Source organism: Methylobacterium sp. AC690 (assembly GCF_979256535.1).
Genome location: NZ_CEEDOX010000006.1, coordinates 25,566 through 49,372, shown reverse-complemented (window position 1 = coordinate 49,372; position 23,807 = coordinate 25,566). Strand labels below are relative to the sequence as shown.

Annotated in this window: 22 protein-coding genes; 14 read left to right on the top strand and 8 right to left on the bottom strand. The window is 69.1% G+C overall.

The features are described 5' to 3' along the window. Positions 1-164 precede the first annotated feature (164 nt). Both AC0IY1_RS08655 and AC0IY1_RS08650 read right to left on the bottom strand, forming a co-directional pair. Positions 165-1,604, bottom strand: a complete 1,440-nt coding sequence (locus AC0IY1_RS08655) for a sensor histidine kinase (protein ID WP_471768940.1) — start codon at positions 1,602-1,604, stop codon at positions 165-167. Next, a complete protein-coding gene (locus AC0IY1_RS08650) occupies positions 1,601-2,284 on the bottom strand; it encodes a response regulator (protein ID WP_471768938.1) in 684 nt (227 codons plus the stop codon). The genes AC0IY1_RS08655 and AC0IY1_RS08650 overlap by 4 nt, the downstream gene beginning before the upstream one ends. 153 nt (positions 2,285-2,437) lie before the next feature. Between AC0IY1_RS08650 and AC0IY1_RS08645 the strand changes: the two genes are divergently transcribed. The 12 genes from AC0IY1_RS08645 (at position 2,438) to AC0IY1_RS08590 (ending at position 15,264) form a co-directional block, all read left to right on the top strand. Continuing rightward, entirely contained in the window at positions 2,438-3,535 is a 1,098-nt protein-coding gene (locus AC0IY1_RS08645; RefSeq protein WP_103709237.1) for an ABC transporter substrate-binding protein, read from the top strand. 3 nt (positions 3,536-3,538) lie between these two features. Next, positions 3,539-5,209, top strand: coding sequence for an ABC transporter permease (locus AC0IY1_RS08640; protein ID WP_471768936.1), 1,671 nt, complete (start codon positions 3,539-3,541; stop codon positions 5,207-5,209). After that, positions 5,202-6,272 (top strand): ABC transporter ATP-binding protein, encoded by a 1,071-nt coding sequence (locus AC0IY1_RS08635; RefSeq protein WP_471768935.1) that lies wholly within the window; start codon positions 5,202-5,204, stop codon positions 6,270-6,272. The genes AC0IY1_RS08640 and AC0IY1_RS08635 overlap by 8 nt, the downstream gene beginning before the upstream one ends. Before the next feature lie 361 nt (positions 6,273-6,633). Continuing rightward, entirely contained in the window at positions 6,634-8,253 is a 1,620-nt protein-coding gene (locus AC0IY1_RS08630; RefSeq protein ID WP_471768933.1) for a porin, read from the top strand. A gap of 188 nt (positions 8,254-8,441) precedes the next feature. Then, positions 8,442-9,587, top strand: a complete 1,146-nt coding sequence (locus tag AC0IY1_RS08625) for a helix-turn-helix domain-containing protein (protein WP_471768931.1) — start codon at positions 8,442-8,444, stop codon at positions 9,585-9,587. Positions 9,588-9,750: 163 nt separating this feature from the next. Continuing rightward, on the top strand, positions 9,751-10,173 hold the full coding sequence (locus tag AC0IY1_RS08620) for an aspartate 1-decarboxylase (RefSeq protein WP_471768929.1): 423 nt from the start codon (positions 9,751-9,753) through the stop codon (positions 10,171-10,173). 250 nt (positions 10,174-10,423) lie between these two features. Next, positions 10,424-10,858, top strand: coding sequence for a hypothetical protein (locus tag AC0IY1_RS08615; RefSeq protein ID WP_055953242.1), 435 nt, complete (start codon positions 10,424-10,426; stop codon positions 10,856-10,858). 199 nt (positions 10,859-11,057) lie between these two features. Next, positions 11,058-13,061 (top strand): acetyl-CoA carboxylase biotin carboxylase subunit, encoded by a 2,004-nt coding sequence (locus tag AC0IY1_RS08610; protein ID WP_471768927.1) that lies wholly within the window; start codon positions 11,058-11,060, stop codon positions 13,059-13,061. 79 nt (positions 13,062-13,140) lie between these two features. Further along, positions 13,141-13,572 (top strand): gamma-glutamylcyclotransferase family protein, encoded by a 432-nt coding sequence (locus tag AC0IY1_RS08605; protein ID WP_471768925.1) that lies wholly within the window; start codon positions 13,141-13,143, stop codon positions 13,570-13,572. Positions 13,573-13,738: 166 nt separating this feature from the next. Beyond that, positions 13,739-14,017, top strand: coding sequence for an acylphosphatase (locus tag AC0IY1_RS08600; RefSeq protein WP_471768923.1), 279 nt, complete (start codon positions 13,739-13,741; stop codon positions 14,015-14,017). Between the two features lie 114 nt (positions 14,018-14,131). Further along, positions 14,132-14,854 (top strand): DUF599 domain-containing protein, encoded by a 723-nt coding sequence (locus tag AC0IY1_RS08595; protein ID WP_055953252.1) that lies wholly within the window; start codon positions 14,132-14,134, stop codon positions 14,852-14,854. Positions 14,855-15,000: 146 nt separating this feature from the next. Next, positions 15,001-15,264 carry a DUF3253 domain-containing protein gene (locus AC0IY1_RS08590; protein WP_245436063.1) on the top strand — a complete coding sequence of 88 codons (264 nt, stop codon included), beginning with the start codon at positions 15,001-15,003 and terminating at the stop codon, positions 15,262-15,264. Here AC0IY1_RS08590 and AC0IY1_RS08585 read toward each other — a convergent pair. Beyond that, positions 15,222-16,055 carry a YdcF family protein gene (locus AC0IY1_RS08585; RefSeq protein WP_471768922.1) on the bottom strand — a complete coding sequence of 278 codons (834 nt, stop codon included), beginning with the start codon at positions 16,053-16,055 and terminating at the stop codon, positions 15,222-15,224. The genes AC0IY1_RS08590 and AC0IY1_RS08585 overlap by 43 nt on opposite strands. A gap of 259 nt (positions 16,056-16,314) precedes the next feature. On the opposite strand from AC0IY1_RS08585, the gene AC0IY1_RS08580 reads away from it, so the two are divergent. Beyond that, a complete protein-coding gene (locus tag AC0IY1_RS08580; RefSeq protein ID WP_471768920.1) occupies positions 16,315-16,581 on the top strand; it encodes a DUF6894 family protein in 267 nt (88 codons plus the stop codon). Positions 16,582-16,943: 362 nt separating this feature from the next. Here the strand turns inward: AC0IY1_RS08580 and AC0IY1_RS08575 are convergent, their stop codons facing one another. The 4 genes from AC0IY1_RS08575 to AC0IY1_RS08560 form a co-directional block, all read right to left on the bottom strand. Continuing rightward, positions 16,944-18,377 (bottom strand): mannose-1-phosphate guanylyltransferase/mannose-6-phosphate isomerase, encoded by a 1,434-nt coding sequence (locus tag AC0IY1_RS08575; RefSeq protein ID WP_471768918.1) that lies wholly within the window; start codon positions 18,375-18,377, stop codon positions 16,944-16,946. Between the two features lie 210 nt (positions 18,378-18,587). Continuing rightward, positions 18,588-18,875 (bottom strand): hypothetical protein, encoded by a 288-nt coding sequence (locus AC0IY1_RS08570; RefSeq protein WP_471768916.1) that lies wholly within the window; start codon positions 18,873-18,875, stop codon positions 18,588-18,590. Between the two features lie 139 nt (positions 18,876-19,014). Next, positions 19,015-19,290: a hypothetical protein gene (locus tag AC0IY1_RS08565; protein WP_245436647.1), complete on the bottom strand. Its 276-nt coding sequence runs from the start codon at positions 19,288-19,290 to the stop codon at positions 19,015-19,017. Between the two features lie 567 nt (positions 19,291-19,857). Then, on the bottom strand, positions 19,858-20,850 hold the full coding sequence (locus AC0IY1_RS08560; RefSeq protein ID WP_471768914.1) for a catalase family peroxidase: 993 nt from the start codon (positions 20,848-20,850) through the stop codon (positions 19,858-19,860). Positions 20,851-21,114: 264 nt separating this feature from the next. On the opposite strand from AC0IY1_RS08560, the gene AC0IY1_RS08555 reads away from it, so the two are divergent. Continuing rightward, on the top strand, positions 21,115-22,134 hold the full coding sequence (locus AC0IY1_RS08555) for a zinc-dependent alcohol dehydrogenase family protein (protein WP_471768912.1): 1,020 nt from the start codon (positions 21,115-21,117) through the stop codon (positions 22,132-22,134). Positions 22,135-22,440: 306 nt separating this feature from the next. Here the strand turns inward: AC0IY1_RS08555 and AC0IY1_RS08550 are convergent, their stop codons facing one another. Beyond that, positions 22,441-23,517 carry a catalase family protein gene (locus AC0IY1_RS08550; RefSeq protein ID WP_471768910.1) on the bottom strand — a complete coding sequence of 359 codons (1,077 nt, stop codon included), beginning with the start codon at positions 23,515-23,517 and terminating at the stop codon, positions 22,441-22,443. Between the last annotated feature and the right edge of the window lie 290 nt (positions 23,518-23,807).

Here is a 23,807-nt window from a genome sequence, read left to right as displayed (position 1 = left end):
TGGGGTCGGTTGTCCGGCGCGCGCCACAACATGGCCGGCCGTAATCCCGGCCGGTCATCGGGCCTTCATCCCCGGACACCGATCGGTCTTGCGCGGGCAGCCTGCGGAAGCGTCCGAGACCGACGGCGGGATGGGCCGGCCTGAGCGCCGACCCGCCGGTCCCGTCACGCCCCGCCCGCGGCCGTCGCCGCGCGGGGCGGGTCCCGCTCGGGCGCGCACCGCAGAACGATGTCGGCGCGCAGGCCGCGCCCGTTCGGGCCGCTGCCGAGCGTGACCGTGGCGCCGAGTTGCCGGGAGAACGCGCGGACGATGGCGAGGCCGAGGCCGCTGCCCTCCGTGTCGCGTCCCTCGTCGAGGCGGTGGAAGCGTTCGAAGACCCGTTCGCGCTCCGCCTCCGGGATACCGGGACCGTCATCCGTCACGGCGATGCGGATCTCGGTGCCGTCCCGCGCCTCCACCGTCGAGACGGTCACGGCGACCTGCCCGCCGGGCTCGGTGTAGCGCAGGGCATTGTCGATCAGGTTGCGCAGGATCTCCGCGAGCAGGAGCGGTTCCAGGGTGACGCGGGTCCGGCCCTGCGCCTCGAAGGACAGGTCGATGTCCCGCCGGAGCGCCAGCCCGGCAAAGTCGGCGGCGGTGTCGCGCGCAAGGGCCGCCACGTCGACCGTGTCCGGCTTGGGGCGGCGGGCCGCACCCTCCTCCACGGCCGCCAGGGTCAGCAACTGCGCGATGAGGTGGTCGAGGCGGTCCACGGCGGCGTCGATATCGGCCCGCGACGCGGACCAGGCCGCGCTCGCCGGAGGCTGCCGGTCGAGGAGGCTCAGATGCGTCTTCAGGATCGCCAGGGGCGTGCGCAGCTGGTGCGAGGCGTCGGCGGTGAACTCGCGCATCACCGCGAGCGCGTGGTTGAGCTGGCGCAGGAGCTCGTTGAGGGCGCCGACCAGGGGCAGCGCCTCCTGCGGGACCCCCGCGACGGTGAAGGCCGGCACCGCGCCACGGCCGTCGAAGCGGCGCTGCTCCACCTCGCGGCGCAGGCGGTCGAGGGGGGTCAGCCCCATCTGCACCGCGAACCAGACCAGCAGGAGGCCGATGGCGGCCAGGGTCGAGCCCAGGATCGTCAGGGCGGTGAGCATCCGGCGCACCAGAAGGTCGCGACCGTGGGTGGTCTCGGCGACCTGGACCAGGGCCGTGTGCCGGGTGACGTAGATCGGCTTGACCATCAGGCCGATGCGCACGCGCTGGCCGAGGAAGATGCCGTCGCGATAGGCCAGCGTCTCCGGGGGTGGAAGCGTCGCGGGCAGGCCCAGGTCCTTGTAGCCCGTCACCAAGTCCCCGTCGGCGGTGACGCTGTAGAAGATGCTGTCGCGCTCGGAGTTGGAGAGCATGCCGAAGGCCGCCGCCGGCACGTCGACGGTCACGTGCCCGTCCTGCACCGAGAGCCGCTCCGCGATCGACAGGATCGAGCCGGCCAGCACCCGGTCGTAGGCGCGGGTGACGAAGGCATCCACGAACCAGGTGGAGCCGGCCGCGAGCGTCAGCGCGAGGGCCGCCATCGGGATCAGGAGGTAGGCGGCGACCCGCAGGCGCAGCGAGCGGATGCTCACCGCGCATCCCCGGGCGGCCCGGGCTCCATCAGGTAGCCGAGGCCGCGCAGGGTGACGATGCGCGGACCGGTCTCGCCGAGATGCCGGCGCAGGCGCGCCACGTAGACCTCCACGGCGTTGGGCGTGATCTCCTCGTCGAAGCCGAACACCTCCGCGGTCAGGCGTTCCTTGGAGACGACGCGGCCCGCCCGGGTCATCAGCGATTCGAGGATCGCGATCTCGCGCTTGCGCAGGGGGAGGACCCGGCCCGCGAGGGTCGCGATCTGGCCCGAGCGGTCGTAGACCAGGTCGGCGCAGGTGAGGATCGGATCGGGCTGGCCGATCCCGCGCCGGACGAGGGCCCGGACCCGCGCCTCGAGCTCGGCCGGGTCGAACGGCTTGGCGAGGTAGTCGTCGGCGCCGAGATCGAGGCCCACCACCCGGTCGGCCACCGCCGCCCGTGCCGTCAGGATCATGACCGGGACCGCGAGGCCGGCCCGGCGGATCTCGCGCAGGACGTCGAAGCCGGAGCGGTCGGGCAGGCCGAGATCGAGCACCACCAGGGCGTAGGCTTCCTGGCGCAGCCAGGGCAGCACCTCCGCGCCGCGGGCCGCGTGGTCGACGGCGAAGCCGCTGAGGCGCAGGGCCGAGACGATCCCGCGGGCCAGCGCGGCGTCATCCTCGACGATGAGGATCCGCATGGAGTGCCCCGACCTCCCCGACGGCCGCGACGACCGCCATGAACTATGTTTCGCGACGCGGCGCCGGGCCGTGTCAGGATGATGCAAGCTCCCGTGGTTACCTTAACTGTCGACAGGTGCGCAACGAGACGCACCATCGCCAGGGAGCACACCATGAACAAGCGGCTCGCATTGTCGCTCGCGCTGTCGATACTTGGCCTCGTCGCTGAGGCGCAGGCACAGACGACAGTCCCGTCCGGTTATCCGGCGGCCTATGCCGAGTTGATCGAGGCCGCCAACAAGGAAGGTGCGCTGTCGATCTATTCGACGGCGGATGCAGCCGAGGTTTCCGAGCTACTCACCCAGTTTCGGGCGCTCTATCCGAAGCTGAAAGTCGAGTATGCCGACCAGAATTCTACCGAACTCTATAGCCGTTACGTGGCGGAGGCGGCCGCCGGCGCGACTGCCGACCTGATCTGGTCTTCGGCGATGGACCTGCAGATCAAGCTCGTCAACGACGGCTACGCGATGACCTACGCCTCGCCGGAGAAGGGCGCGCTGCCCGACTGGGCGAAGTGGAAGGACCAGGCCTACGGCACCACCGCCGAGCCGATCGTCTTCGCCTACAACAAGCGCCTGGTGCCCGAGGCGGACGTGCCGCGCAGCCACGCGGACTTCGCCAAGCTCCTCGCCGCGCAGCCGGACGCCCTGAAGGGCAAGGTGACCTCCTACGATCCGGAGCGCTCCGGCGTCGGCTTCCTCTACGTCACCCAGGACGTGCAGATCAGCCCCTCGACGACCTGGGACACGGTCAAGGCGATGGGGAAGGCCAGCGCCAAGTTCTACACCTCCACCGGGGCGATGATCGAGCGCGTGGTCTCGGGCGAGCACACGCTCGCCTACAACATGATCGGCTCCTACGTTCTCCAGCGGAACCGGAAGGACCCGAACCTCAGCTTCGTCCTGCCGAAGGACTACACCCTGGTGATGTCGCGCATCGCCTTCGTCTCGGCCAAGGCCCGGCACCCGGCGAGCGCCAAGCTGTTCCTCGACTTCATCCTGTCGAAGGCCGGCCAGGTCGAGCTCGCCCGCCACGCCATGACCTCGGTGCGCGACGACCTGCAGGAGAGCCACGGCATCAGAAGCCTCCCGGGCGCCGGCGAAGTGACCCTGAAGCCGATCCGGGTCGGGCCCGAGCTCCTCACCTATCTCGACCAGATCACCCGCCTGCGCTTCCTCAAGCAGTGGCAGCGCGCCCTGGCGGCGAACTGAGCGATGCCGCGCGCCTGCCGCATCGCGGTGGTCCTGATCACCGCGCTCCTGATCCTCGGCCCCGTAAGCCTGGTGGTCTACCAGAGCTTCCTCAGCGGGCCGTTCTTCCAGCCGAACAGCACGCTGACGACCCAGGCCTACGAATTCGTCCTCTTCGAGGAGGAGGATTTTCGCGAGGCCTTCCTGAACTCGGCGATCATCGCGACGGGCATGACCGCGATCGCGGTGCCGCTCGGCTGCCTGATGGCCTTCCTGCTGGTGCGGACCGACCTGCCGGGCAAGCGCTTCATCGAGCCCCTGGTGCTGGTGCCGATGTTCGTCTCCTCGGTGGTGCTGGCCTTCGGCTTCGTGGTGGCCCTCGGCCCCGTCGGGCTCGTCAGCCTCTGGGTGAAGGGCCTCGTGGGCAGCATCCCCTGGTACCTCTACTCCAAGACCTCGCTGATCCTGATCGCGGGCCTCACCCACGTCCCGCACGTCTTCCTCTACGCGTCCTCCGCCCTGCGCTCGCTCGGCTCCGACGTGGAGGAGGCGGCCCGCTCCGCCGGGGCCGGCCCCCTGCGGGTCGCCCTGACGGTGAGCCTGCCCATGATCATGCCGAGCATCCTCTACGCCTCGGTGCTGGTGTTCTTCCTCGGCTTCGAGCTGTTCGGCCTGCCCCTGGTGCTGGGCGATCCCGAGCGCATCCTCGTGCTGGCGACCTACCTCTACAAGCTGACGAACAAGCTCGGCACGCCGTCCTACGACTTGATGGCGGTGGTGGTGGTCTCCATCATCTTCGTGACGCTGCCCCTGGTCTACACCCAGCGCAAGCTGCTGGCCGCCGCCAGCCGCTACGTGGCGGTGAAGGGCAAGGCCAGCGCCCAGCGCCCCCTGGCCATCGGCGCCTGGCGCTGGCCGGCCCTGGGGCTGATCGTGGCCTGGCTCGGCGTCACCGTGGTGATCCCCGTAACCGCGCTGGTGCTGCGCTCCTTCCTGGCCTCCTGGGGCGAGGGCGTCGGCATCTGGGAGAACCTGACCACCGCGCATTTCCGCGAGCTGATGGCGTACCCCAACCTCGTCCGGGGCATCGTCAACACCCTGCTCATCGCCACGGTCGGCGGCGCGCTCTCGGTGAGCTTCTACGCCCTCGTCAACCTCGCCCTGCACCGCTGGCGCTCGCGCTGGACGGCGGTGCTCGACTACCTGGTGCTGGTGCCGCGGGCCATGCCGGGGCTCATCGCCGGCCTGGCGATGTTCTGGCTGTTCCTGTTCACGCCGATCCTGCAGCCCTTCCGCCAGACCCTGTTCAGCCTGTGGCTCGCCTACACGCTGGTCTGGCTCGCCTACGGCATGCGCCTCGTCAGCGCGTCCCTGCTGCAGATCGGCCCCGAACTGGAGGAGGCGGGCCGGGTCTCGGGCGCGCGCCCCGCCCAGGTCAGCCGCGACATCACCCTGCCGCTGATCAAGGCCGGCCTGATCGGCTCCTGGGTGCTGATCTTCGTGACCTTCGTGCGCGAGTACTCCACCGGCGTCTACCTGCTCAGCCCCGGCACGGAGGTCATCGGCTCGCTCCTGGTCTCCCTCTGGGGCACCGGCGCCGTCGACCTCGTCACCGCCCTCTCCACCGTCAACCTCGCCCTGATCCTCGTCGGCCTCGGCCTGATGTTCGCACTCGGGAACAAGCGTCATGCCTAAGCTCGTCATCGAAGACCTCCACCTCCGCTACGGCTCCGTCGAGGTGTTGAAGGGCATCGACGCCCGCTTCGCGGAAGGCTCCGTGGTCTGCCTCCTGGGGCGCTCGGGCAGCGGCAAGACCACCCTGCTGCGCTCCATCGCCGGCCTGGAGGAGCCGTCCCGCGGGGCGATCCGCATCGACGGCCGCCCGGTCTTCGACGCGGCCGCCCGGGTGAACCTGCCGCCGGAGCGGCGCGACCTCGGCTTCGTGTTCCAGTCCTACGCCCTCTGGCCCCACCGCACGGTGTTCGAGAACGTCGCCTACGGCCTGCGCCTGCGCGGAGAGAGCAAGGCGGGGATCGGCACGAAGGTGCGGGCGGCCCTCGACGGCGTCGGGCTCGGCGCCCTGGGGGAGCGCTACCCGTCCCAGCTCTCGGGCGGCCAGCAGCAGCGCGTCGCCATCGCCCGGGCCCTCGTCTACGAGCCGCCGGTGATCCTCCTCGACGAGCCGCTCTCGAACCTCGACGCCAAGCTGCGCGAGGAGGCCCGGATCTGGATCCGCGCCCTGATCAAGCGGCTGGGCATCACCGCGGTCTTCGTGACCCACGACCAGAGCGAGGCCCTCGCCATCGCCGACCAGGTCGTGCTCCTCGACGGCGGGCGGCTGGTCCAGTCCGGCACGCCGGAGGAGCTCTACGAGCGGCCCGCCACGCTGTTCGCCTCCGAGTTCATGGGCACCAACAACACCCTGACCCTCGGGGTGACGGAGCGCCGGAGCGGACGCACCCGCGTCACCCTGGGCCCGCACGCCCTCTGGGGCACCGATCGGATGGCGGGCGCCGCCCCGGCGGAAGCGCCCACCGGCGCGGCGAAGGGCGTGATCCGGATCGAGGCCGTGCGCCTCGTCGACGGGGCCGGCGAGAACCGGATCCCGGTCGAGTACGAGACCTCGATCTATCTCGGCAACCAGTTCGAGCACCTGTTCCGCTGCGAGGGCCAGAGCCTGCGGGTGCTCTCCCACCAGCGGGTGGCGCCCGGCACGCACTGGCTCGAATGTCCGCCGGACCGCCTCTGGGTGTTCTGATGACCTGAACGGAACCGGCATGCGGCGGCGGAAACGCCGGCGCGCCCCCACGCTGCCATCCGACCGACCCGCCGGCACCGCCGACGCGGATCGGCGCGTCCTGCCGATGCCGCATCCGATCCCCGCCTGCACTGTGGCATTTATGATGAGAGCGCGGAAGATCAGTTGAATAGCCTGGACTCTCCCTGAGATAGACTGATAAAAACTGCATTGATCCGGAACCACACAATGCAGTTGGGATAAAACGCCGGATCCCGACTTGATCAAACAATCAAACCGCCCGTCCGTGCCGAGCCTCGGCTCTGCACGCAACGCGGGCGCATGCCGAAACGGCATCTCGAGTCTTTGGGGGGGTGACACCATGAAAGATCTCAATCGAACACTGATGGCGTCTGCGGCAGTTCTCGTCGCCTGTTCCTCAGCGGGGGCGGCCGATCTTCCGGCCAAGGCGTCCGCGCCGATCGAATTCGTCCGCGTCTGCAACGCCTACGGCAGCGGCTTCTTCTACATCCCCGGCACGGACACCTGCATCCGCCTCTCCGGGCGGGCCCGCTTCGAGACCGGTTACCAGACCAGCTACAGCCGGTCGTCGAGCGGCAGCTCGACCCCCGGCGACCTGGTGGGCTATCGCGGCCTCGCCCGCATCAACGTCGATGCGCGCACCCAGACCAGCTACGGCACCCTGCGGGCCTTCCTGCGCCTCGAGGCCGCGAGCCGCACCGGCATCCCGACGATGCGGTCGGGGACCACGGAGCGCATCGGCAACGCCTTCCCGGCCACCGGGCAGGACCAGGCCGGACGCGCGCAGCAGTTCTTCAACACCGACAAGGCCTTCATCCAGTTCGCCGGCTTCACGGCCGGCCGGGCCTCGTCCTTCTACGATTTCTACGCTCACGACTTCGAGATCATCGCCTCCTCGATGAGTTCCGACGTGAACGCGACCAATCTCGCGGCCTACACCACCAAGCTCGGCGGCACCGGCTTCTCCGCGACCCTCTCGATGGAAGACCCGACCTTCCGGCGCACCCCGCTCTTCACGGCGGCGAACGCGCCCGGCACGAGCCTGGCCGCGAGCCCGCTCTTCATCGGCTTCGCCCCCAACGGGACGCCCACGGGGGTCGGTTTCATCGACGTCGTCCAGCGCAACCGCATGCCCGACTTCGTCGGCGTCCTGCGCTACGATTCGAGCTGGGGCTCGGCCCAGCTCTCGGCCGCCGTCCACGAGCTGAACTACGGCAACCCGATCGCCGGGGCCTTCGCCGGCTCCAACCTCGGCACCGCCGTGACGGCCGCCAACAGCGTCGCCGGCCCCGGCCTCGCCACCGCCTATGGCTGGGCCGTCCAGGGCGGCGTGAAGGTCAACGCGCCGTTCATCGCGCCGGGCGACGCTCTCTACCTCCAGGCCGCCTACGGCAACGGTGCGGGGATGTATACCGGGTTCTCGTCGTATACCGGCTCCTACATCGGCAACACGTCCTCGATCCAGGGCTCGGGCTTCAACCAGTCCTTCAACGATGCCGTCCTGAACCCGTTCTCGAACCGTCTCGAACTCTCGACGACGTTCACGGCCGTCGCCTCGTTCCTCCATTACTGGACGCCCGAACTCCGCTCCGCCCTCTTCACCTCCTACGGCGAAATCAACTTCGCCGACGGCGCTCGCGCGCGGCAGGGCGCCGCTTACGGCATCACCGCGGCCGGGCCCGGCGTCCCGGGCACGCGGTTCTTCGAGGTCAGCCAGGTCCTCCGGGACACCTACCGCTTCGTGGTCGGCGGAAGCCTGATCTGGTCGCCGGTCCGCAACCTCGATATCGGCGTCGAGACGATCTACACCCAGTACGGCGTCACCGCCGGGCGCGTGCTCGACCTGAGCCGGTTCCCCGCGCAGAACGCGGCCTTCGTCAACAATCCGGTCAACGCGATCCGGACGAAGACCAGCGAGGACACCGTCCAGGTCCGGGCCCGGGTCCAGCGCGACTTCTGAGGCCGTTCCCGGGGCCTCCGGGCCCCGCCGCGCTCGAAGCCGCCGCGCCTGCGCCCGGTCCCCCTGCCTCGGCGCAAAGAGGATGACGCGACGCCGCCCGGGACGATCACGAACACGTGGCGTGCCTGCGACCCTCGCGTGTGCCACTCCCGGCCTGCAAGGCAGGCGCGGAGCGCCCGGAGTGGGCGATGCGGGCAGGATCATCGGAGCGCCTGCCGCCTCCCCCGGAGCACCGGAGCCCCCCGGGCGACGCTTCGAACGCGGAGCGGACTGCCGTCGGCGAGGCCGTCTTCCTCCAAGAGGCGCTGCCCCAGGATGCGCTGGCCCAAAGTGCGCTGGCCCAAAGCGCGCTGACGCGAGATGCGCCGGACCGCTTCGCGGCCTACCACGACCTCTACGCGATCGGCTCGACGGTCTCGCGGATCGGCGACCATTTCCAGGCCGCCGTCAGGGTCCGTCGCGCCGCCGGGTTGCTCCTGTTCGACCGCCAGGTCGCCGGCGCCATCCACCAGCGCGAAGCGCCGCGCGTCCGGCGCGACGCGCTTGAGCACGTCAACCTGCAGGTGCTGCGCTCGGGCCGCATGCTGGCGGGCGCTCCCGGTGCCGAGCGCCTCCTGGCCGCGGGCGACGCCGTCCTGTTCGACACGACGCGTCCACAGCGCACGGTCCTGTACGATGCGGATTACGTCACGGTCTCGCTGCCGCGCGACGTGGTGGAAGCGGCGGTGCCGAACCTGCGCGACCTGCACGGGCGGGTGCTCCCGCGGGATGCCTTCCCGGCCCTCGCCGCGGCGGTGCTGTCGCTGGCCCGGGGGGCATCCGGCACCCCGGAGGCCCTTCGGGGCGGGAGCCGTCTGATCGCCGGCCTGCTGCGCCCGGCCAGCGACCTGCCGGCCTGGCTGGCCGGCGACGACGACGCGGGAGACGCGGCCCGGCGCCTGCGTGCCCTGCTCTTCATCGACGCGCATCTCGGGCGGCGCGACCTCGACGTGCACGCGGTCGCCTCCGGCTCCGGCATGTCCCGCAGCTCCCTCTACCGGGCCTTCGCCCCGGTCGGCGGGGTCGGGCGCGAGATCGTACGCCGCCGGGTGGCCCGCCTGCGCTCGGCCATCCTGCGGAGCCGCGGGGACGTGCGGATCTCGACCCTGGTCTGGACCCTCGGGTTCGCCACGCCGAGCCACGGCTCACGGGCCTTCAAGGACGCTTACGGCCTCGCGCCGGGCCAGCTTCGCGCCGAGATCCGGGCCCCGGAGGGTCGTCCCCCGGCGGATCTCGAGGCCGAACGCCTGCGGGGCTGGATCCGCGGCCTGAACGAATCGTCCCGGCTCTCGTGAGCGGCCCGGGACCGGTCCGCCCTTCGGCGGGGTCGGCCCACCGGGGAGCGGAGCGCCCGCGCTCCGAGCCCGCGCCCGTCGCCTTCCGGACGTCCCCAGATTGAACTGGCATCCCGGCACGGCCCCGCCTAACAACGCGGCCGCACGAGGGAGAGCCAGACCGATGCAGAGTTTCGTCCGCGCCAAATTGCACGGCCTCAGGGTGACGGGTGCCGACCTGAACTATCACGGCTCGATCACCCTCGACGCGGAGTTCTGCCGGGAGGTCGGACTCGATCCGCTCGAATTCGTCGAGATCTGGAACAAGATGTCGGGCGCCCGGATCAGCACCTACGTGCTCTACGGCGCGGCGGGATCGCGCTGCTGCATCCTGAACGGAGCCGCCGCCCGCACCTGCCAGGTGGGCGACGAGGTCATCATCGCCTCCGCGACCTACGGCGCGATCGACGACGTGATCGCGCGCAAGCCGAAGGTGCTGATCTTCGGCGCCGACAACACGATCAGCGATCGCGTGACCTACGACGTCTTCCGCGACGCCGAGGGACGCCTCGACATGCGGATCCTCGGGCCCGGACCCGCGGGCTGACCGGACGCCCCCTTCGCCCGTCGGGCGGGGAGGCGAGGCGGGGCAGGACAGATGGGGCAGGGAGGGCGGCGCTGAACGGGTTTGCCGGCCCCGGACCGTCATGATTTCGAAAGGCTCATTCGTGAGCAGGCTTTAACCTGAACATTGATTCAGATTTGCCCGTTAACCGCTTGAACGATGCCGTCCTGCATAGTCGAACCATCGACAGAGACACAGGCCGGCCAAGACAAAGCCGGGGAGGCATCAAGAGATGATCAACCTTTCGCTTCAGGTTTTCTGTAACCGTATCGTGGCCGCCGATTGCATCACCGCCGAGGATGTCCGGATCCTGGCGCGCGATGTCCTCCCCGACGGCTTCGTTTGCCGCGACGAGGCCGACATGCTGATCGCCCTCGACCGCATCGTCACCTTCGCGGATACGAGCTTCGGCGACTACCTCGTCGCGGCGGTGGTGGATTTCGCCGTCTGGGGCGAGCGCCCCACCGGCTACATCGATGCGGGCGTGGCCTCCTGGCTGGTCAGCACCCTGCGCGCCGGCAGCGGCCCGACCCGTCTCGCCGCCCGCCTCGCCCGCGAGGTCGTGCGCGAGGCCCAGGCCAGCGACGAGGCCCTCATCGCCTTCGCGCTGGCGGCCAACCGCGCCACCGCCGAGACCGACCGGATCCGCGAATTGCTGGCGGCCTAAGAGCCGCCGGTCCCTGATATTTCGCATTCAAAATCATATGGTGCATCGCACCGTAAGATTGTGCCCCGTGCCCGTGCATAAACAGGCCTCTGGCCTGGATCCATCAGCTTCCCGAAGCCGCATAACTGCTTTAACGGGAACGAGCTTGGGCGTTTGTAAGACGCCGCATGTTCCCTGACGGACCAGAGTGCGCGGAAAGATGTTCGACAAGATCCTGATCGCGAACCGTGGCGAAATCGCCTGTCGCATCATCAAGACCGCCCGGCGCATGGGCATCAAGACCGTGGCGGTCTACTCGGATGCCGACCGCGACGCCGTGCACGTCGCCATGGCCGACGAGGCCGTGCATATCGGTCCGGCCCCGGCGGCGCAGTCCTACCTGCTGATCGACAAGATCATCGACGCCTGCAAGCAGACCGGCGCCCAGGCCGTGCATCCGGGCTACGGCTTCCTGTCCGAGCGCGAATCCTTTCCTCGCGCCCTGGAAGCGGCCGGCATCGTCTTCATCGGTCCCAACCCCGGCGCCATCGCGGCGATGGGCGACAAAATCGAATCCAAGAAGGCCGCCTCAGCCGCGAAGGTCTCCACCGTGCCGGGCTTCCTCGGCGTCATCGAGAGCCCCGAACACGCGGTCACCATCGCGGACGAGATCGGCTACCCGGTGATGATCAAGGCCTCCGCCGGCGGCGGCGGCAAGGGCATGCGCATCGCCCACTCGTCCGGCGAGGTCGCCGAGGGCTTCGCCCGCGCCAAGTCCGAGGCCGCCTCCTCCTTCGGCGACGACCGCGTCTTCGTGGAGAAGTTCATCACCGACCCGCGCCACATCGAGATCCAGGTGATCGGCGACAAGCACGGCAACGTGATCTATCTCGGCGAGCGCGAGTGCTCGATCCAGCGCCGCAACCAGAAAGTCATCGAGGAGGCGCCGTCGCCGCTCCTCGACGAGGCCACCCGCCGCAAGATGGGCGAGCAGGCCGTCGCGCTGGCGAAGGCCGTGAACTACGACTCCGCCGGCACCGTCGAGTTCGTGGCCGGCCAGGACAAGTCGTTCTACTTCCTCGAGATGAACACCCGCCTGCAGGTGGAGCATCCGGTCACCGAGATGATCACCGGCCTCGATCTCGTCGAGCTGATGATCCGGGTCGCGGCCGGCGAGGCCCTGCCGCTCGGCCAGGCGGACGTGAGGCTCGACGGCTGGGCCGTCGAGAGCCGCGTCTACGCCGAGGACCCGACCCGCAACTTCCTGCCCTCGATCGGGCGCCTCACCACCTACCGGCCGCCGGCCGAGGGCCAGTTCGGCGGCGCCACCGTGCGCAACGACACCGGCGTGGAGGAGGGCGGCGAGATCGCGATCCACTACGACCCGATGATCGCCAAGCTCGTCACCTGGGCCCCGACCCGGGCCGAGGCCATCGAATCCCAGGGCGAGGCCCTGGACGCCTTCGCCATCGAGGGCATCCGCCACAACATCCCGTTCCTCGCCGCCCTGATGGCGCATCCGCGCTGGCGCTCGGGCAACCTCTCCACCGGCTTCATCGCCGAGGAGTTCCCGGAGGGCTTCGTCGCCCCCGAGCCGAAGGGCGCGATCGCCCAGCGCATGGCGGCCGCCGCCGCCGCCATCGACCACAAGATGAACCAGCGCAAGCGCGGCATCTCGGGCCAGATGCGCGATCCGGCCCTGCTGCATTTCGAGCGCGACCGCGTCGTGGTCCTGGCGGGCGAGTCCTACCCGGTCACCGTCGACGCCGTCGGCGGGACCCTGATCGTCACGGGCGCGGACGGCACCACCTGGCCGGTCTCCTCCGACTGGCGCCCGGGCGAGCCCGTCTGGCAGGGCGAGATCGGCGGGACCCGCGTGGCGATGCAGGTCCGCGGCCTCCTCAACGGCGTCGCCCTGCAGCACGCCGGCGCCGCGGCCGAGGCCCGCGTCTACACCCAGCGCGAGGCGGCCCTGGCCGCCCTGATGCCGATCAAGGAGGATGTGGGTTCCGGCAAGCAGGTGCTCTGCCCGATGCCCGGCCTCGTCAAGGCGATCCTGGTCAAGGAAGGCCAGGAGGTGAAGAACGGCGAGCCCCTGGCCATCGTCGAGGCGATGAAGATGGAGAACGTGCTCCGGGCCGAGCGCGACGCCACCGTCGCCAAGATCGCCGCCAAGGAGGGCGACAGCCTCGCGGTCGACGCGGTCATCCTCGAATTCGCTTGACGCGCCGCCGGCCCCGGGGCGCGCGGCTTCCCGTCCCGGGACGCGGAGCGCTCCGGGTCGGCCTCCCGGGACCCGGCCGATGCCCCTGTACTTCGCCTACGGCGCGAACATGGATGCCGTCGCCATGGCCGCGCGCTGCCCACGCTCGACCTTGATCGGGCAGGGCCGCCTCAACCGGCACCGTTTCATCATCATGCGCGAGGGCTACGCCTCGGTGGTGCGCGACCCACGCGCGACCGTACATGGTATACTGTGGGATTTGGCCCTCGGGGACGTCCCGGCCCTCGACCGCTACGAGGGCGTCGCCTCCGGCCTCTACGTCAAGGCGATGCAGCCGGTCTCGGTGCCGGGCGGGTCGAAGCGGGCGCTGATCTATCTCGGCGGCACCAGCACCACGGGGGCGCCGCGTCCGGGCTACCTCGAAGCCGTCCTGGCCGCCGCCTCCGCCGCACAGTTGCCGGCCGCCTATCGCGCGGAGTTGCAGACCTGGCAGCGCAGGCGCGCCGGTTGAGGTCCGGTCCCGGGATGGTCTTCGATCGCCCGCGCTCGGCTTTGCGCTCCGAACACCGGCCGGATCCGCACGGGATGCTGCGCGCGCCGGCCCCTCTTCATCGGCGGGTGCGATGTCGTCTTTCGCCCCCCCCGCCGTCACTGATGCCACCGAGGAGAAGACTGCGATGCCCGAGATCCGAACCGTCGCGGTGATCATCCAGGGCCGGGTCCAGGGCGTCGGCTACCGGTTCTGGACACGCGGCGAGGCGGATCGCCTGGGCCTCGCCGGGCATGTCCGCAACCGGCCGGACGGGTCCGTGGAGGCCCTGTTCTCCGGAGCCCCCGACGCCGTGGCGCGCATGCTCGAAGCCTGCCGGCAGGGCCCGCCCGGCGCCCGCGTCACGGATATCGCCGTGACGGAGGATGCGGATCTACCGCAGGAGGCCGGTTTCGCGATCCGCTGACGCTTCGTCCCGGGTGAGACACGTCCGATGCCTCGTCGTCTGGACAGCGCGTCGGCATCCGCGCTAGCGCCCGGGCGGGACGCCCGGCGATCGGTCGTCGAGAGACCGGACGCGATGCTGACCGCCGACTTCTCCTACCTCGACCTCGCGGCCCTCAGCTACTTCGTAGCGGCCTGGGCCGGCTACGGCATCGCAGTGGCGCGCATGCGCGGGCGCCGTACCAGCCTCAGCCAGATCATGAACGCGCAGCGGGCGGAGTGGACGCGCCAGCTCATCGGGCGCGACAACCGCGTCGTCGACACCACGATCAACGCCTCGCTCCAGAACGGCACCGCCTTCTTCGCCTCGACTTCGCTCATCGCCCTCGGTGGCGTGCTGACCCTGTCGCGCTCGGGCGACGACGTCCTCACCTTGTTCGGCACGCTTCCCTTCGGCGCCATCGCCACGCGCCTGACCTGGGAGATCAAGGTGGCGGGCCTCGCCGTCGTCTTCGTCTACGCCTTCTTCAAGTTCTCCTGGGCTTACCGGCTGTTCAATTACGGCGCGATCCTCCTCGGCGCAGTGCCGCCGAAAGGTTCGGATGCGACGCCGGAGCAGATGCTGCGCGCGGCGCGCAAGGCGGCTGCGATGAACATCGCCGCCGGGAGCCACTTCGCACGCGGCCAGCGCGCCTTCTTCTTCGCCCTGGCCTATCTCGGCTGGTTCGTCAGCCCCTGGCTCCTGATGCTGACGACCACGGCGGTGGTGCTGGTCATGTGGCGACGGCAATTCGCCTCGCGAATTCGCGCCGCCCTGCTGGCGGAAGACGACGGGACAGGGCAGGGATGGCAGCCATGACGATTCCCAAGAAGCCCACGCGCCAGCGCACCTCCTCCCCGAAGATCCTCGCCTCGAAGGTGCCCTCGGCGCCTCCCCCGAAGGCCGCGGCGAAGCCGGAACCGAAATCCACGGGTCGCCCCGAACGCAAGGGGCCGTCCGAAGCGCTGATCGCGGAGACGATCCTGCGCCTTCTCGCGGCTCGCGACCCCGGCAAGACCATCTGCCCGTCGGAGGTGGCCCGGGAACTCGGGGGACCGCAGCCGGACGACTGGAGCCCTCTGATGCAGCCGATCCGTCGGATTGCCGTACGGATGACCAAGGCCGGCGAAGTGGCGATCCTGCGCAAGGGAAAGCCGGTCGAGGACCCCGATGACTTCCGCGGCATCTACCGGCTCGGCGCCGCAGCCTCGACGCCGGACGAGGCCTGAGGCGCCGGCAGCAGGGCATCGGTGTAGCCGCTGAGCCGGTAGGCGACGAGGCCGAACCACTCCTTCGTGACGATGTCCAGGAGTGCCAGCCCCTCGGACGCGAAGGCGTTGACGTGCAGGATGTCGCCCCAACCGCCGGTGCGATAATCCACCGGATAGGCGGTGACGCCGAAGCCGGCCTCGCGAAAACAGCCGATCGCCCGGGGCATGTGCCAAGCCGACGTGACGAGGAGCCAGCGCTCCCCCGGCTGCGGCTTGACCATGTCGGCGGTAAAGCGGGCGTTCTCGCGCGTGTTGCGCGAGCGATCCTCGAGGATCAGGCGCGTGCGCGGCAGGCCCATCGTGTCGGCGTAGCGACCGACAATCTCCGATTCCGAGGCTTTGCTTCCGGCGAGGCTGCCACTGCCGCCGGTGAAGACGAGGCGGCTCTGCGGATAGCGGCGGGCCAGATCCGCCATCGCGACCTGTCGCTCGGCCGCGTCATTGAGAAGGAGTTGGCCGCGATCCGCCGAGAGCCGGGTCTCGATCGCACCGCCGAGAACGATGATCCCGGTCACCGGCGAACCATCGTCGACGAATGCGGGAAATCGCTCCTCGAGGGGAAGGGCGATGAGGACGGGCAAGGGTGACAGACCGGCAATGAGAAGGAACAGGGCAGCCAGGCCACCGATCCAGAGGCCGCTCCGAAGCCATCCTCCTGCCGCCAATCCGATCCCGAGAAGCACCAGGAGGGCAAGGGCGTTCGAAGGCGTCACGAGGAAATAGAGCAGCTTCGACAGGGGAAAGAACATGCGCGGGCAACTTGAGCGGGTGGGGAGGTGAGGCGTGATACCGCAACGGTCGCCGCCTTGTCCCGCGCGTTGCTCAATGACACGAACCTTCGCAGCGGACAGAGGCTGGTCAAGACACTGTCATTCGGTCGCGCAGGCCACGAGGCTGACAAATCCGTCTCGTAGCAGACCTAAGCAGGGACCACCGATTGCACTCGGCCCGCGAACGGCCTAGTTTAATTCCATGGAGTGGGATAAATTCCCACGGGTAATATTGTCAATGCCACGCTTTTTCATCGACCTCCACGACGGAGCCAACTTCGTCAAGGACAAGGTCGGATTCGAATTGTCCGACGAAGATGCGGTGCGCACGAAGCTCGTGCGCATCATGGCCAAGATCGCACAGGAATTCAGCGTCGAGACCGAGCGTCAGGACTATCTTGCGATCGTGCGTGGCGACGAAGCGCAGGTCCTTTTCCGGGCGCATCTCTCGCTCGATATCGAGCGGGTCGACGGTACGGTCGAGGTCATCTCGAACGAGACCTGAAGACGTTCGACACGCCGGAAATCGCTCATCACGAACCGGCGAGGAACGAGTGGCCTTTCTGCTGAGACGGCGGAGCGCCCCTCGGAGGTTCGCCGCCGGAAGACGTTTTCACGACCATAACGTGTATCATCATCCCCTGCATCGTCCTGCTCGCGCTATCGCGTGTGCGTCAGGCCCTGCGTGATCGACAGGCCCCCGGATAATCGGGCCCTGGCGTCCGTCTCCCCGGACCAGTCTTCTCGGCGGCTTTGGCGTTGCAGACGGTCAAGATACGCCGGCGGCGCATCACCGTTGGAGGCGATCACTTGCCTTGTGTGCGTTCCAGAGCCTCTTCGGGAGCCTTGCAGGGAAACGCCTGTGTCTCACCGTCCGTAGATATCTTCGACGCGGATGATGTCGTCCTCGCCGGTGTAGGAGCCGACCTGCACCTCGATGAGCTCCAGGGGGATCTTGCCCGGGTTGGTCAGGCGGTGCATCGAGCCGATCGGCAGGTAGATCGCTTCGTTCTCGTGCACCAGCACCACCGACTCGTTGAGCGTGACCTCCGCCGTGCCCTTGACCACCACCCAGTGCTCGGCCCGGTGGAAGTGCTTCTGCAGCGACAGCCGTCCGCCCGGCGTCACCATGATCCGCTTGACCTGGAAGCGCTCGCCGATGTCGATCCGCTGGTACCAGCCCCAGGGCCGGTACATGCGCCGATGCGCGTCCGCCTCCGGGTGGGCCTTCTCGCGCAGGCGGGTGACGAGGTCCTTCACCCGGCCCGAGCGGGCCTTCGAGGTCACCAGGACGGCGTCGGGCGTCGTGACCACGACGACGTCGTCCAGGCCCACCACCGTCGTCAGGTGCTCGCCCTCGCTGTGGATCAGGCTGCCATGGGTGTCGATGGTCTCGACCCGGCCCCGGACGGCGTTGCCGTCGGCATCGTGCGCCAGCACGTCCCAGACCGCGTCCCAGGTGCCGACATCCGACCACGCGAAAGAGACCGGACGGACGCCAGCATGCCGGGTCCGCTCCATCACGGCGTAGTCGATCGAGGTCTTGGGGGCCCGCCCGAAAGCGTCCGCGTCGAGGCGCACGAAGTCCAGGTCGGTCACGGCCGCATCGAGCGCCGCCCGCGTGGCCGCCAGGATCTCCGGGGCATGGGCCTCGAGCTCGGCCAGCATCACGTCGGCGCGGAACAGGAAGTAGCCCGAGTTCCAGAGGGCGCCCTCGTCGATCAGCCGCAGGGCGCCGTCGTGATCGGGCTTCTCCACGAAGCGCTCGACCGCATGGTTGCCCGCGCCGCCCGAAAGGGCTGCGCCGACGCGGATATAGCCGTAGCCGGTGGCGGGCGAAGTCGGGGTGATCCCGAGGGTCATGATGGCCCCGGCCCGGGCGCCGGCCGCGGCGGCCTTGGCAGCGGCCACGAAGGCGGGGGTGTCGCCGATGACGTGGTCGGCGGCCATGATCAGCACGACGCTCTCGGGGTCGCGCCGGGCCGCGTGCAGGGTGGCGACCGCCACCGCTGCGGCGGAGTCGCGCCGCTCGGGCTCGAGGATGATGTCGGCCGCGATGCCGGCCTGCTGCAGCTGCTCGGCGACGATGAAGCGCGCATCGCTGCTGGTGAGCACGGTCGGGCGCGCGAAGACGCCGGTGTCGCTCAGGCGCTGGGCGGTGGCCTGGAAGGTCGAGGTCTTGGGGTCCACAAGCGGCGTGAACTGCTTGGGCATGCTCTCCCGCGACGCCGGCCAGAGCCGCGTGCCCGAACCGCCGCAGAGAATGATCGGGTGAATCGATGCGCCGGCAGACACGGACATTCTTAGGTTCGCCTCGTGGGGAGCTCAGTGTATCGCGCTGGCCGACCCGCCATAGACCGCATTCCAACCTGATCGTGACCTACCAGTTCGCACGATCCTCCACCAGTATGGAGGCGCCACCAGCGATGGCCATAGCGGCGGTAACCTTAAGTTAGACCGACCTTTTTGGCTGCGGCCCGGACGCGGCCCAGGTACCTGGAAGCCCCTCGATCAGCGCCGCGGCTTCGGCGGCTTGCGCAATACCGGCTGCGGCCGCCCGATCGGCTTGCGGGGCGTCTGCGCGGCCAGCGCCTCACGTGCGATGTCTTGAGGACGCGGTGCCCCGCTCGCGATCCGCTTGAGGGCGTCCGCCATCTCCTCGATCATCTGGGCCGATTCACCCTCGAGGGTTTCCTCGGCCCTGATCCCGTTCAATTCGGGAGCGATCTCCTCGGCAGCTTCGCGCAGTTCATCGACGAGTTCGGCGGGCGACCAGCGGGGGTAGGACGTTTGCGGCATGCCGCATCATGCCAGGACGCTCCGGCTCCGACAACGGCCGGCGCAGCAGGCCAGGGACGGGATCACGTGGCAGGCACCAATCGGCGACGGGGAACTCTGCCAGAGCCGCCGACGGGCGGCGTCGTACCCGCCAGGACCGTCAGCGGCCGCCCGGTCCACCGTTGGCACTGCCGTTGGGGAAGGCTTGCTCCGGCCGGCTCGCATTGCCTCCGGCGGCCGAATTCGTGGTCACAGTATCCGCCCCTGTGGCCCCGTACGAAATTACCAGATCGCGGCTATTGCCGGTCGTGTTGGGCTGGTTCTGGATGATGACGCCGCGGCGGCCGTCCGGGGCCAGCAACCCCTGCGCCAGAGCGGACGATGTCATCAGGATCGCGAGCACGCCGGCGCTCAACAGGGGAGCGGACATCTTCATGGAAAGCCCCGTGGGATAGACCTGACGCGTAAACTGGCGTGGTCAGGGAGCTGTTCCTGTGGCGAAGCCGCGCCCCCATGTCTGCGGTACCCACCATAGGGGCCACCGTGCGTAGGGTGCCCGGGCCCGCCAAAGGCCCGGTTGATCTCGGCGCCGGGTCAGCGAAGCCTCTCCGGAGGTGCCGGGAACACCCGGTGCGGCGCGCGGCTTCTCGGATCGCACGAGTCGGAACAGTCCGACGGACGACGGAGACTTTGCACAATGCCGATGCACGCCCCTCTGATCGCAGGCGCGATCCTGATCGGCCTCGCGGGATCCGCATCTGCCGTGGACGGTTCGGCCAAGGCGGGTGACGGGTCCCAGTCGGGATCGCGCGGTCCCGCAGGTTCCGGAACGACGAGCGTGGGAGCCGGCGGACTGACCGGCTCCGGCGCGATCGAAGATGGCAGCCGCCGCACCGGTTCCGAAGCGGCTTCCGACAAAGGCTCAGCATCGTCACGGCCCGGAGCCTCGGGTGCCCCGGCCGCCGGAACCACCCGGTGAGAGCGGATCTGGGAGCGACCGAGCCTATTGGCTCCGGCGTCCGAACGAGACGGCGTAAGCCTGGACCCGGGCGTCGATCAGGGGATCGTCGGAGACCTCGACGCCATCCGTGAGGGCGTTCGGCATGAACAGCAGCGCCTTCTCGGCCTCGGCACTGTCGGGTACGACCTTGGAGACCGTAAGGACGCCCAGGTCGACGATCTTTCGATCATCGGGCCAGGGCTTGGTGGCGTCGTTGGTCGGGTCGCCCGGCGCGGCGAGCTGCGCCTGGATGGTGAAGCGAGCCGGTTCTTTCGCGACGCGGGGACCGATTTCCGCCATCAGATAGTCCGGCTCGCGCTTGGCCGCCTCCTCGGGCGAGAGGATGTCTTCGCCCTGGACAGGCACGACGCGGAAGCGGAACGGTTGGCGCTTGCCATCCTTGTCGACGAAGATGAAGGCGTTCACGCCGTTATAGGTCTGCCGCGCCAGGCTCGACGGGGTCTGGGCCGTGCCGCCGGCCGTGGCCGCTGCCGGATGCGCCGCGGTGAAGCGCTCCAGAGCGGTCGGATGCGCCGCGTCCGGGCCACTCTCGGCGACCGCCTGGAGCAGGTCGCGGAACGCCTCGCCGGTCGCCACCGGGAAGTACTTGAGTGCATTCAGGACGACGTCCATCTCCGAGCCATCCACGAGCTTGAACTTCAGCGACATCCCGTGCGGATTCGCGTTCTTCGAGCCGTCGGGGATCGTCGGCACGCCGGTCGCATCCGAGAACCGGATCGTCACCGGAACGGGCAATCCCTGGAACAGCGACGCCCTGCTGATCCGCGCGGCCTCGGCCGAAGGCGTGAAGCTGCCCTCCGCCACCACGCCCTTGGCATGGTTGGCGCGCTTACCCGGATGCGACCCAAACAGCTTGTTCATGACGTTGATGGTCTGTTCGGCGGTCGTTGCCTCCTCGGCAAAGACCGGCGCAGCAGTCACGACAGCAAAAGCGATACCGGCCGCAAGAGCGTACTTGGTGCTGGATGAACGCATGACGATCCTCAGGGCAGCGTCGACGCTGGGTGCGTCGACTGGCTGAACTTGGAGTCGTTCTTAAGCGCGAACGACGATGGTCCACAATGCCACGGTTGCTTCGCGATCTGGACTGGACTGCTTCGTCCCGGCGGAGTCCGGCCAGACTGTCTCGACAGGCGTCGAGTCTGCGGCCACCATGGAAGTCCGGCGCCCCCATTCCCGGCACGGATTTCGCCCCCTGCAGGGCCGGTACGTTGCGCCGGCGAGACGGACAGGTTGAGAATGACTGGATCGACATCCCGCGCAGTGATCGTTCAACCCGGTGGTGGGTTCGACACCGTCGGCTTCGGCGAGCGACCGGTTCCCGAGCCCGGCCCCGGCGAGATCACCGTTCGCCTGCGGGCCAATTCGCTCAACTATCACGACTACGCCGTGGTCAGCGGCATGTGGGGCCCGAGCGAGCCGCGCGTGCCGATGTCGGATGGGGCCGGTGAGGTCGAGGCCCTGGGACCGGACGTCGAGGCGTTCGCCGTGGGCGACCGCGTGGTCAGCACCTTCTTTCCAACCTGGACGGAGGGAAATCCCCAGGTCGAGGGATTCGCGACCGTGCCGGGCGACGGCATCGACGGGTACGCCCGCGAGCGCGTCACTGCGTCCGCGATGGCGTTCACGCATGCACCGCGAGGGTGGGACCATGCCGAGGCGGCGACGCTGACGACGGCGGCGCTCACGGCCTGGCGGGCTCTGCACGGGGATGCGGGGCTCAAGAGCGGTGACGTCGTCCTGGTTCAGGGTACCGGCGGCGTCTCGCTCTTCGCCCTGCAGTTTGCGAAAGCCGCCGGCGCCACGGTGGTCGCCACCTCGTCGAGCGAGGAAAAGCTCGAACGCCTGCGGGCTCTGGGGGCGGATCACGTCCTGAACTACCAGTCCGACATCACCTGGGGTGAAACGGCCCGGCGCCTGACCGATGGGCGCGGCGTGGACCACGTCCTCGACGTCGGTGGTCCCGCGACCCTGGAGCAGTCGATGGCGGCCGTGCGGGTGGGTGGCCACATCTCGGTGATCGGCATCCTGAGTGGTGTGGCCGGACCACTTCCCCTGGTGCCCGCCCTGCTTCGGCAGATCCGCCTGCAAGGCGTGCTGGTCGGCAGTCGACGCCAGCAGATCGAGATGGTCCGCGGCATCGAGGCCTGCGGGCTGCGTCCGATCATCGATCGCCGCTATCCCCTAGCGGATCTTGTCGCGGCGTTCCGGCACCAGGAGAGCAACCGGCACTTCGGAAAGATCTGTATCGAGATCTGATCCGGCGCTGCGCTCCTCGACCGACCCGCAGCAGGAGGGTGACGGCCGCGACGGCGATGACTGCGAAGCTAGCCGAGATACCGCCCCTCCCGCGGCAAGCGAATCGCCAGGAGGAGGTCTTCGAGCCAACATCGCTGATGGATCGCGGTGGGATCCCGGAGGGAACACCACCACGGATCGAGTCAGCGAGGCGAGGCTCGAACGCCAGCAGGGCAGCGAGCGGGTGTCATGAGTGCCCGGTCTCGCCGCGCCTCAGTCGCGTGCATCGGGCGCGATTGCCCACCGTCGGCATGGGTTCACCGGACCTCAACGCACCGTGCCGGGCTCGTGGATCGGACAGCCATTAAAGCGTTGGCGGAACTCGGCCGAGTGCCTGTAGGGCGCGTTGCGAGCGCGGTTGATGTTGCCCAGGGGCTTATGGGCGGCGAGCCCCGTCCAGATGCTGAAGCGCATCTCCTCGTCGACCGCCTGGACGCGCGTCGCATCCCAGCTGTCCTGCGGCCGGACGGTGATCAGCCCCACGCGTTGGAAGGGGGCTTCCGCCTCGTTCCACTCCACGGTCGGGTCCTCGACAGGCTGGCGCTCAAGATCGCGGCAAAGTTGGACGCGGAATTCCCAGACGCCCTCGATGGCGCGCATTTCGGACTGCACCGTCTCGCGGATCGCATCGGGGCGACCGGACGCATCGATCTCGTGACCGGTCAGCGCGGTGAGGGCCGGGGCAATTGGGGCGACCGAAAACTTGGCGACGTAGTCGCCGTACCGGAACGGCGTGACGCTGTAGTAAGTCTCGCCGAGCGGGTCGACGTTGGGGGCCCCGCCGAGGGACGCCAGCGTCGTGCTCTCCACGCCCACGGCCTGAAGCGCCTTGTTGACGCCCCGCAGCACCGTCGAGGCTGCGACCTTCAGGCCTTCGGCCCGATCCGTGGTGCCGGCCAGCAGCTTCAGGCTGCCGAGGAACTTGTCGGCACTCGGAGCCTGGAAGACCTTGCCGTTGACCATGATGAAATTCTGCGTGGCACCTTCGGCACCCGGCAGCCGTTCGCCCTCGACGTCCAGCACCTTCAGCGCCAGCCCCCGCGGCAGGGACACGGCGTCGGGAAGGATATCACCCGCGTTGGTAGACAGGCGCATCAGAACCTTGTGCGTCCCAGGCCGGGCGAACAGGCCTTGAGCAAGTTCTTCAGGTAGGGCGTCATCGATGCGGAGCTCGCCCTCCAGGATGCCGTGCGCCTTCGCATGCACCGACCGCACCGCGTGGCCGGAATCCGCGGCTACGGTCTGCAGGATCTTGTCGAAGGTCTGGTTGAGTTGCGCGATGGTCACGTCCTCATCGGACGTTACCACCTCGACGTCGGGACTGTAGCGAACGGGGGCTTTCAAGGTCACAAACTCCGGGCCGGATCGGGTTTCAGGTGAACCGATCGATCCGAGCTCCGTTCCGGATTGTGCCCCGTCAACGGTTCGTGAGCCCCCCGGGGGGCTGCAAGCGTCGATCCCTCACTCAGCTCAAACGATGGCCGTCATCGCAGATCGCCGGACACTGGCCGCGAACACCCGCCCCCCCCCGCTCGACGCTGCGCCAGAGCTTCGGAATAGGGCGGCCAATTGGGATCGCAGGATCGCCGCCATCGCTGCTGCCCCAGGGACCGGCCCGACTCGCCGCCCCGCTC

Coding starts and splice junctions, on each gene's coding strand:
- AC0IY1_RS08620 (WP_471768929.1), top strand. CDS start 9,751: ATGCAGAGTTTCGTCCGCGCCAAATTGCACGGCCTCAGGGTGACGGGT.
- AC0IY1_RS08610 (WP_471768927.1), top strand. CDS start 11,058: ATGTTCGACAAGATCCTGATCGCGAACCGTGGCGAAATCGCCTGTCGC.
- AC0IY1_RS08565 (WP_245436647.1), bottom strand. CDS start 19,290: ATGAAGATGTCCGCTCCCCTGTTGAGCGCCGGCGTGCTCGCGATCCTG.
- AC0IY1_RS08575 (WP_471768918.1), bottom strand. CDS start 18,377: ATGTCCGTGTCTGCCGGCGCATCGATTCACCCGATCATTCTCTGCGGC.
- AC0IY1_RS08615 (WP_055953242.1), top strand. CDS start 10,424: ATGATCAACCTTTCGCTTCAGGTTTTCTGTAACCGTATCGTGGCCGCC.
- AC0IY1_RS08650 (WP_471768938.1), bottom strand. CDS start 2,284: ATGCGGATCCTCATCGTCGAGGATGACGCCGCGCTGGCCCGCGGGATC.
- AC0IY1_RS08600 (WP_471768923.1), top strand. CDS start 13,739: ATGCCCGAGATCCGAACCGTCGCGGTGATCATCCAGGGCCGGGTCCAG.
- AC0IY1_RS08570 (WP_471768916.1), bottom strand. CDS start 18,875: ATGCCGCAAACGTCCTACCCCCGCTGGTCGCCCGCCGAACTCGTCGAT.
- AC0IY1_RS08635 (WP_471768935.1), top strand. CDS start 5,202: ATGCCTAAGCTCGTCATCGAAGACCTCCACCTCCGCTACGGCTCCGTC.
- AC0IY1_RS08630 (WP_471768933.1), top strand. CDS start 6,634: ATGAAAGATCTCAATCGAACACTGATGGCGTCTGCGGCAGTTCTCGTC.
- AC0IY1_RS08645 (WP_103709237.1), top strand. CDS start 2,438: ATGAACAAGCGGCTCGCATTGTCGCTCGCGCTGTCGATACTTGGCCTC.
- AC0IY1_RS08560 (WP_471768914.1), bottom strand. CDS start 20,850: ATGCGTTCATCCAGCACCAAGTACGCTCTTGCGGCCGGTATCGCTTTT.
- AC0IY1_RS08585 (WP_471768922.1), bottom strand. CDS start 16,055: ATGTTCTTTCCCCTGTCGAAGCTGCTCTATTTCCTCGTGACGCCTTCG.
- AC0IY1_RS08595 (WP_055953252.1), top strand. CDS start 14,132: ATGCTGACCGCCGACTTCTCCTACCTCGACCTCGCGGCCCTCAGCTAC.
- AC0IY1_RS08580 (WP_471768920.1), top strand. CDS start 16,315: ATGCCACGCTTTTTCATCGACCTCCACGACGGAGCCAACTTCGTCAAG.
- AC0IY1_RS08640 (WP_471768936.1), top strand. CDS start 3,539: ATGCCGCGCGCCTGCCGCATCGCGGTGGTCCTGATCACCGCGCTCCTG.
- AC0IY1_RS08625 (WP_471768931.1), top strand. CDS start 8,442: ATGCGGGCAGGATCATCGGAGCGCCTGCCGCCTCCCCCGGAGCACCGG.
- AC0IY1_RS08555 (WP_471768912.1), top strand. CDS start 21,115: ATGACTGGATCGACATCCCGCGCAGTGATCGTTCAACCCGGTGGTGGG.
- AC0IY1_RS08605 (WP_471768925.1), top strand. CDS start 13,141: ATGCCCCTGTACTTCGCCTACGGCGCGAACATGGATGCCGTCGCCATG.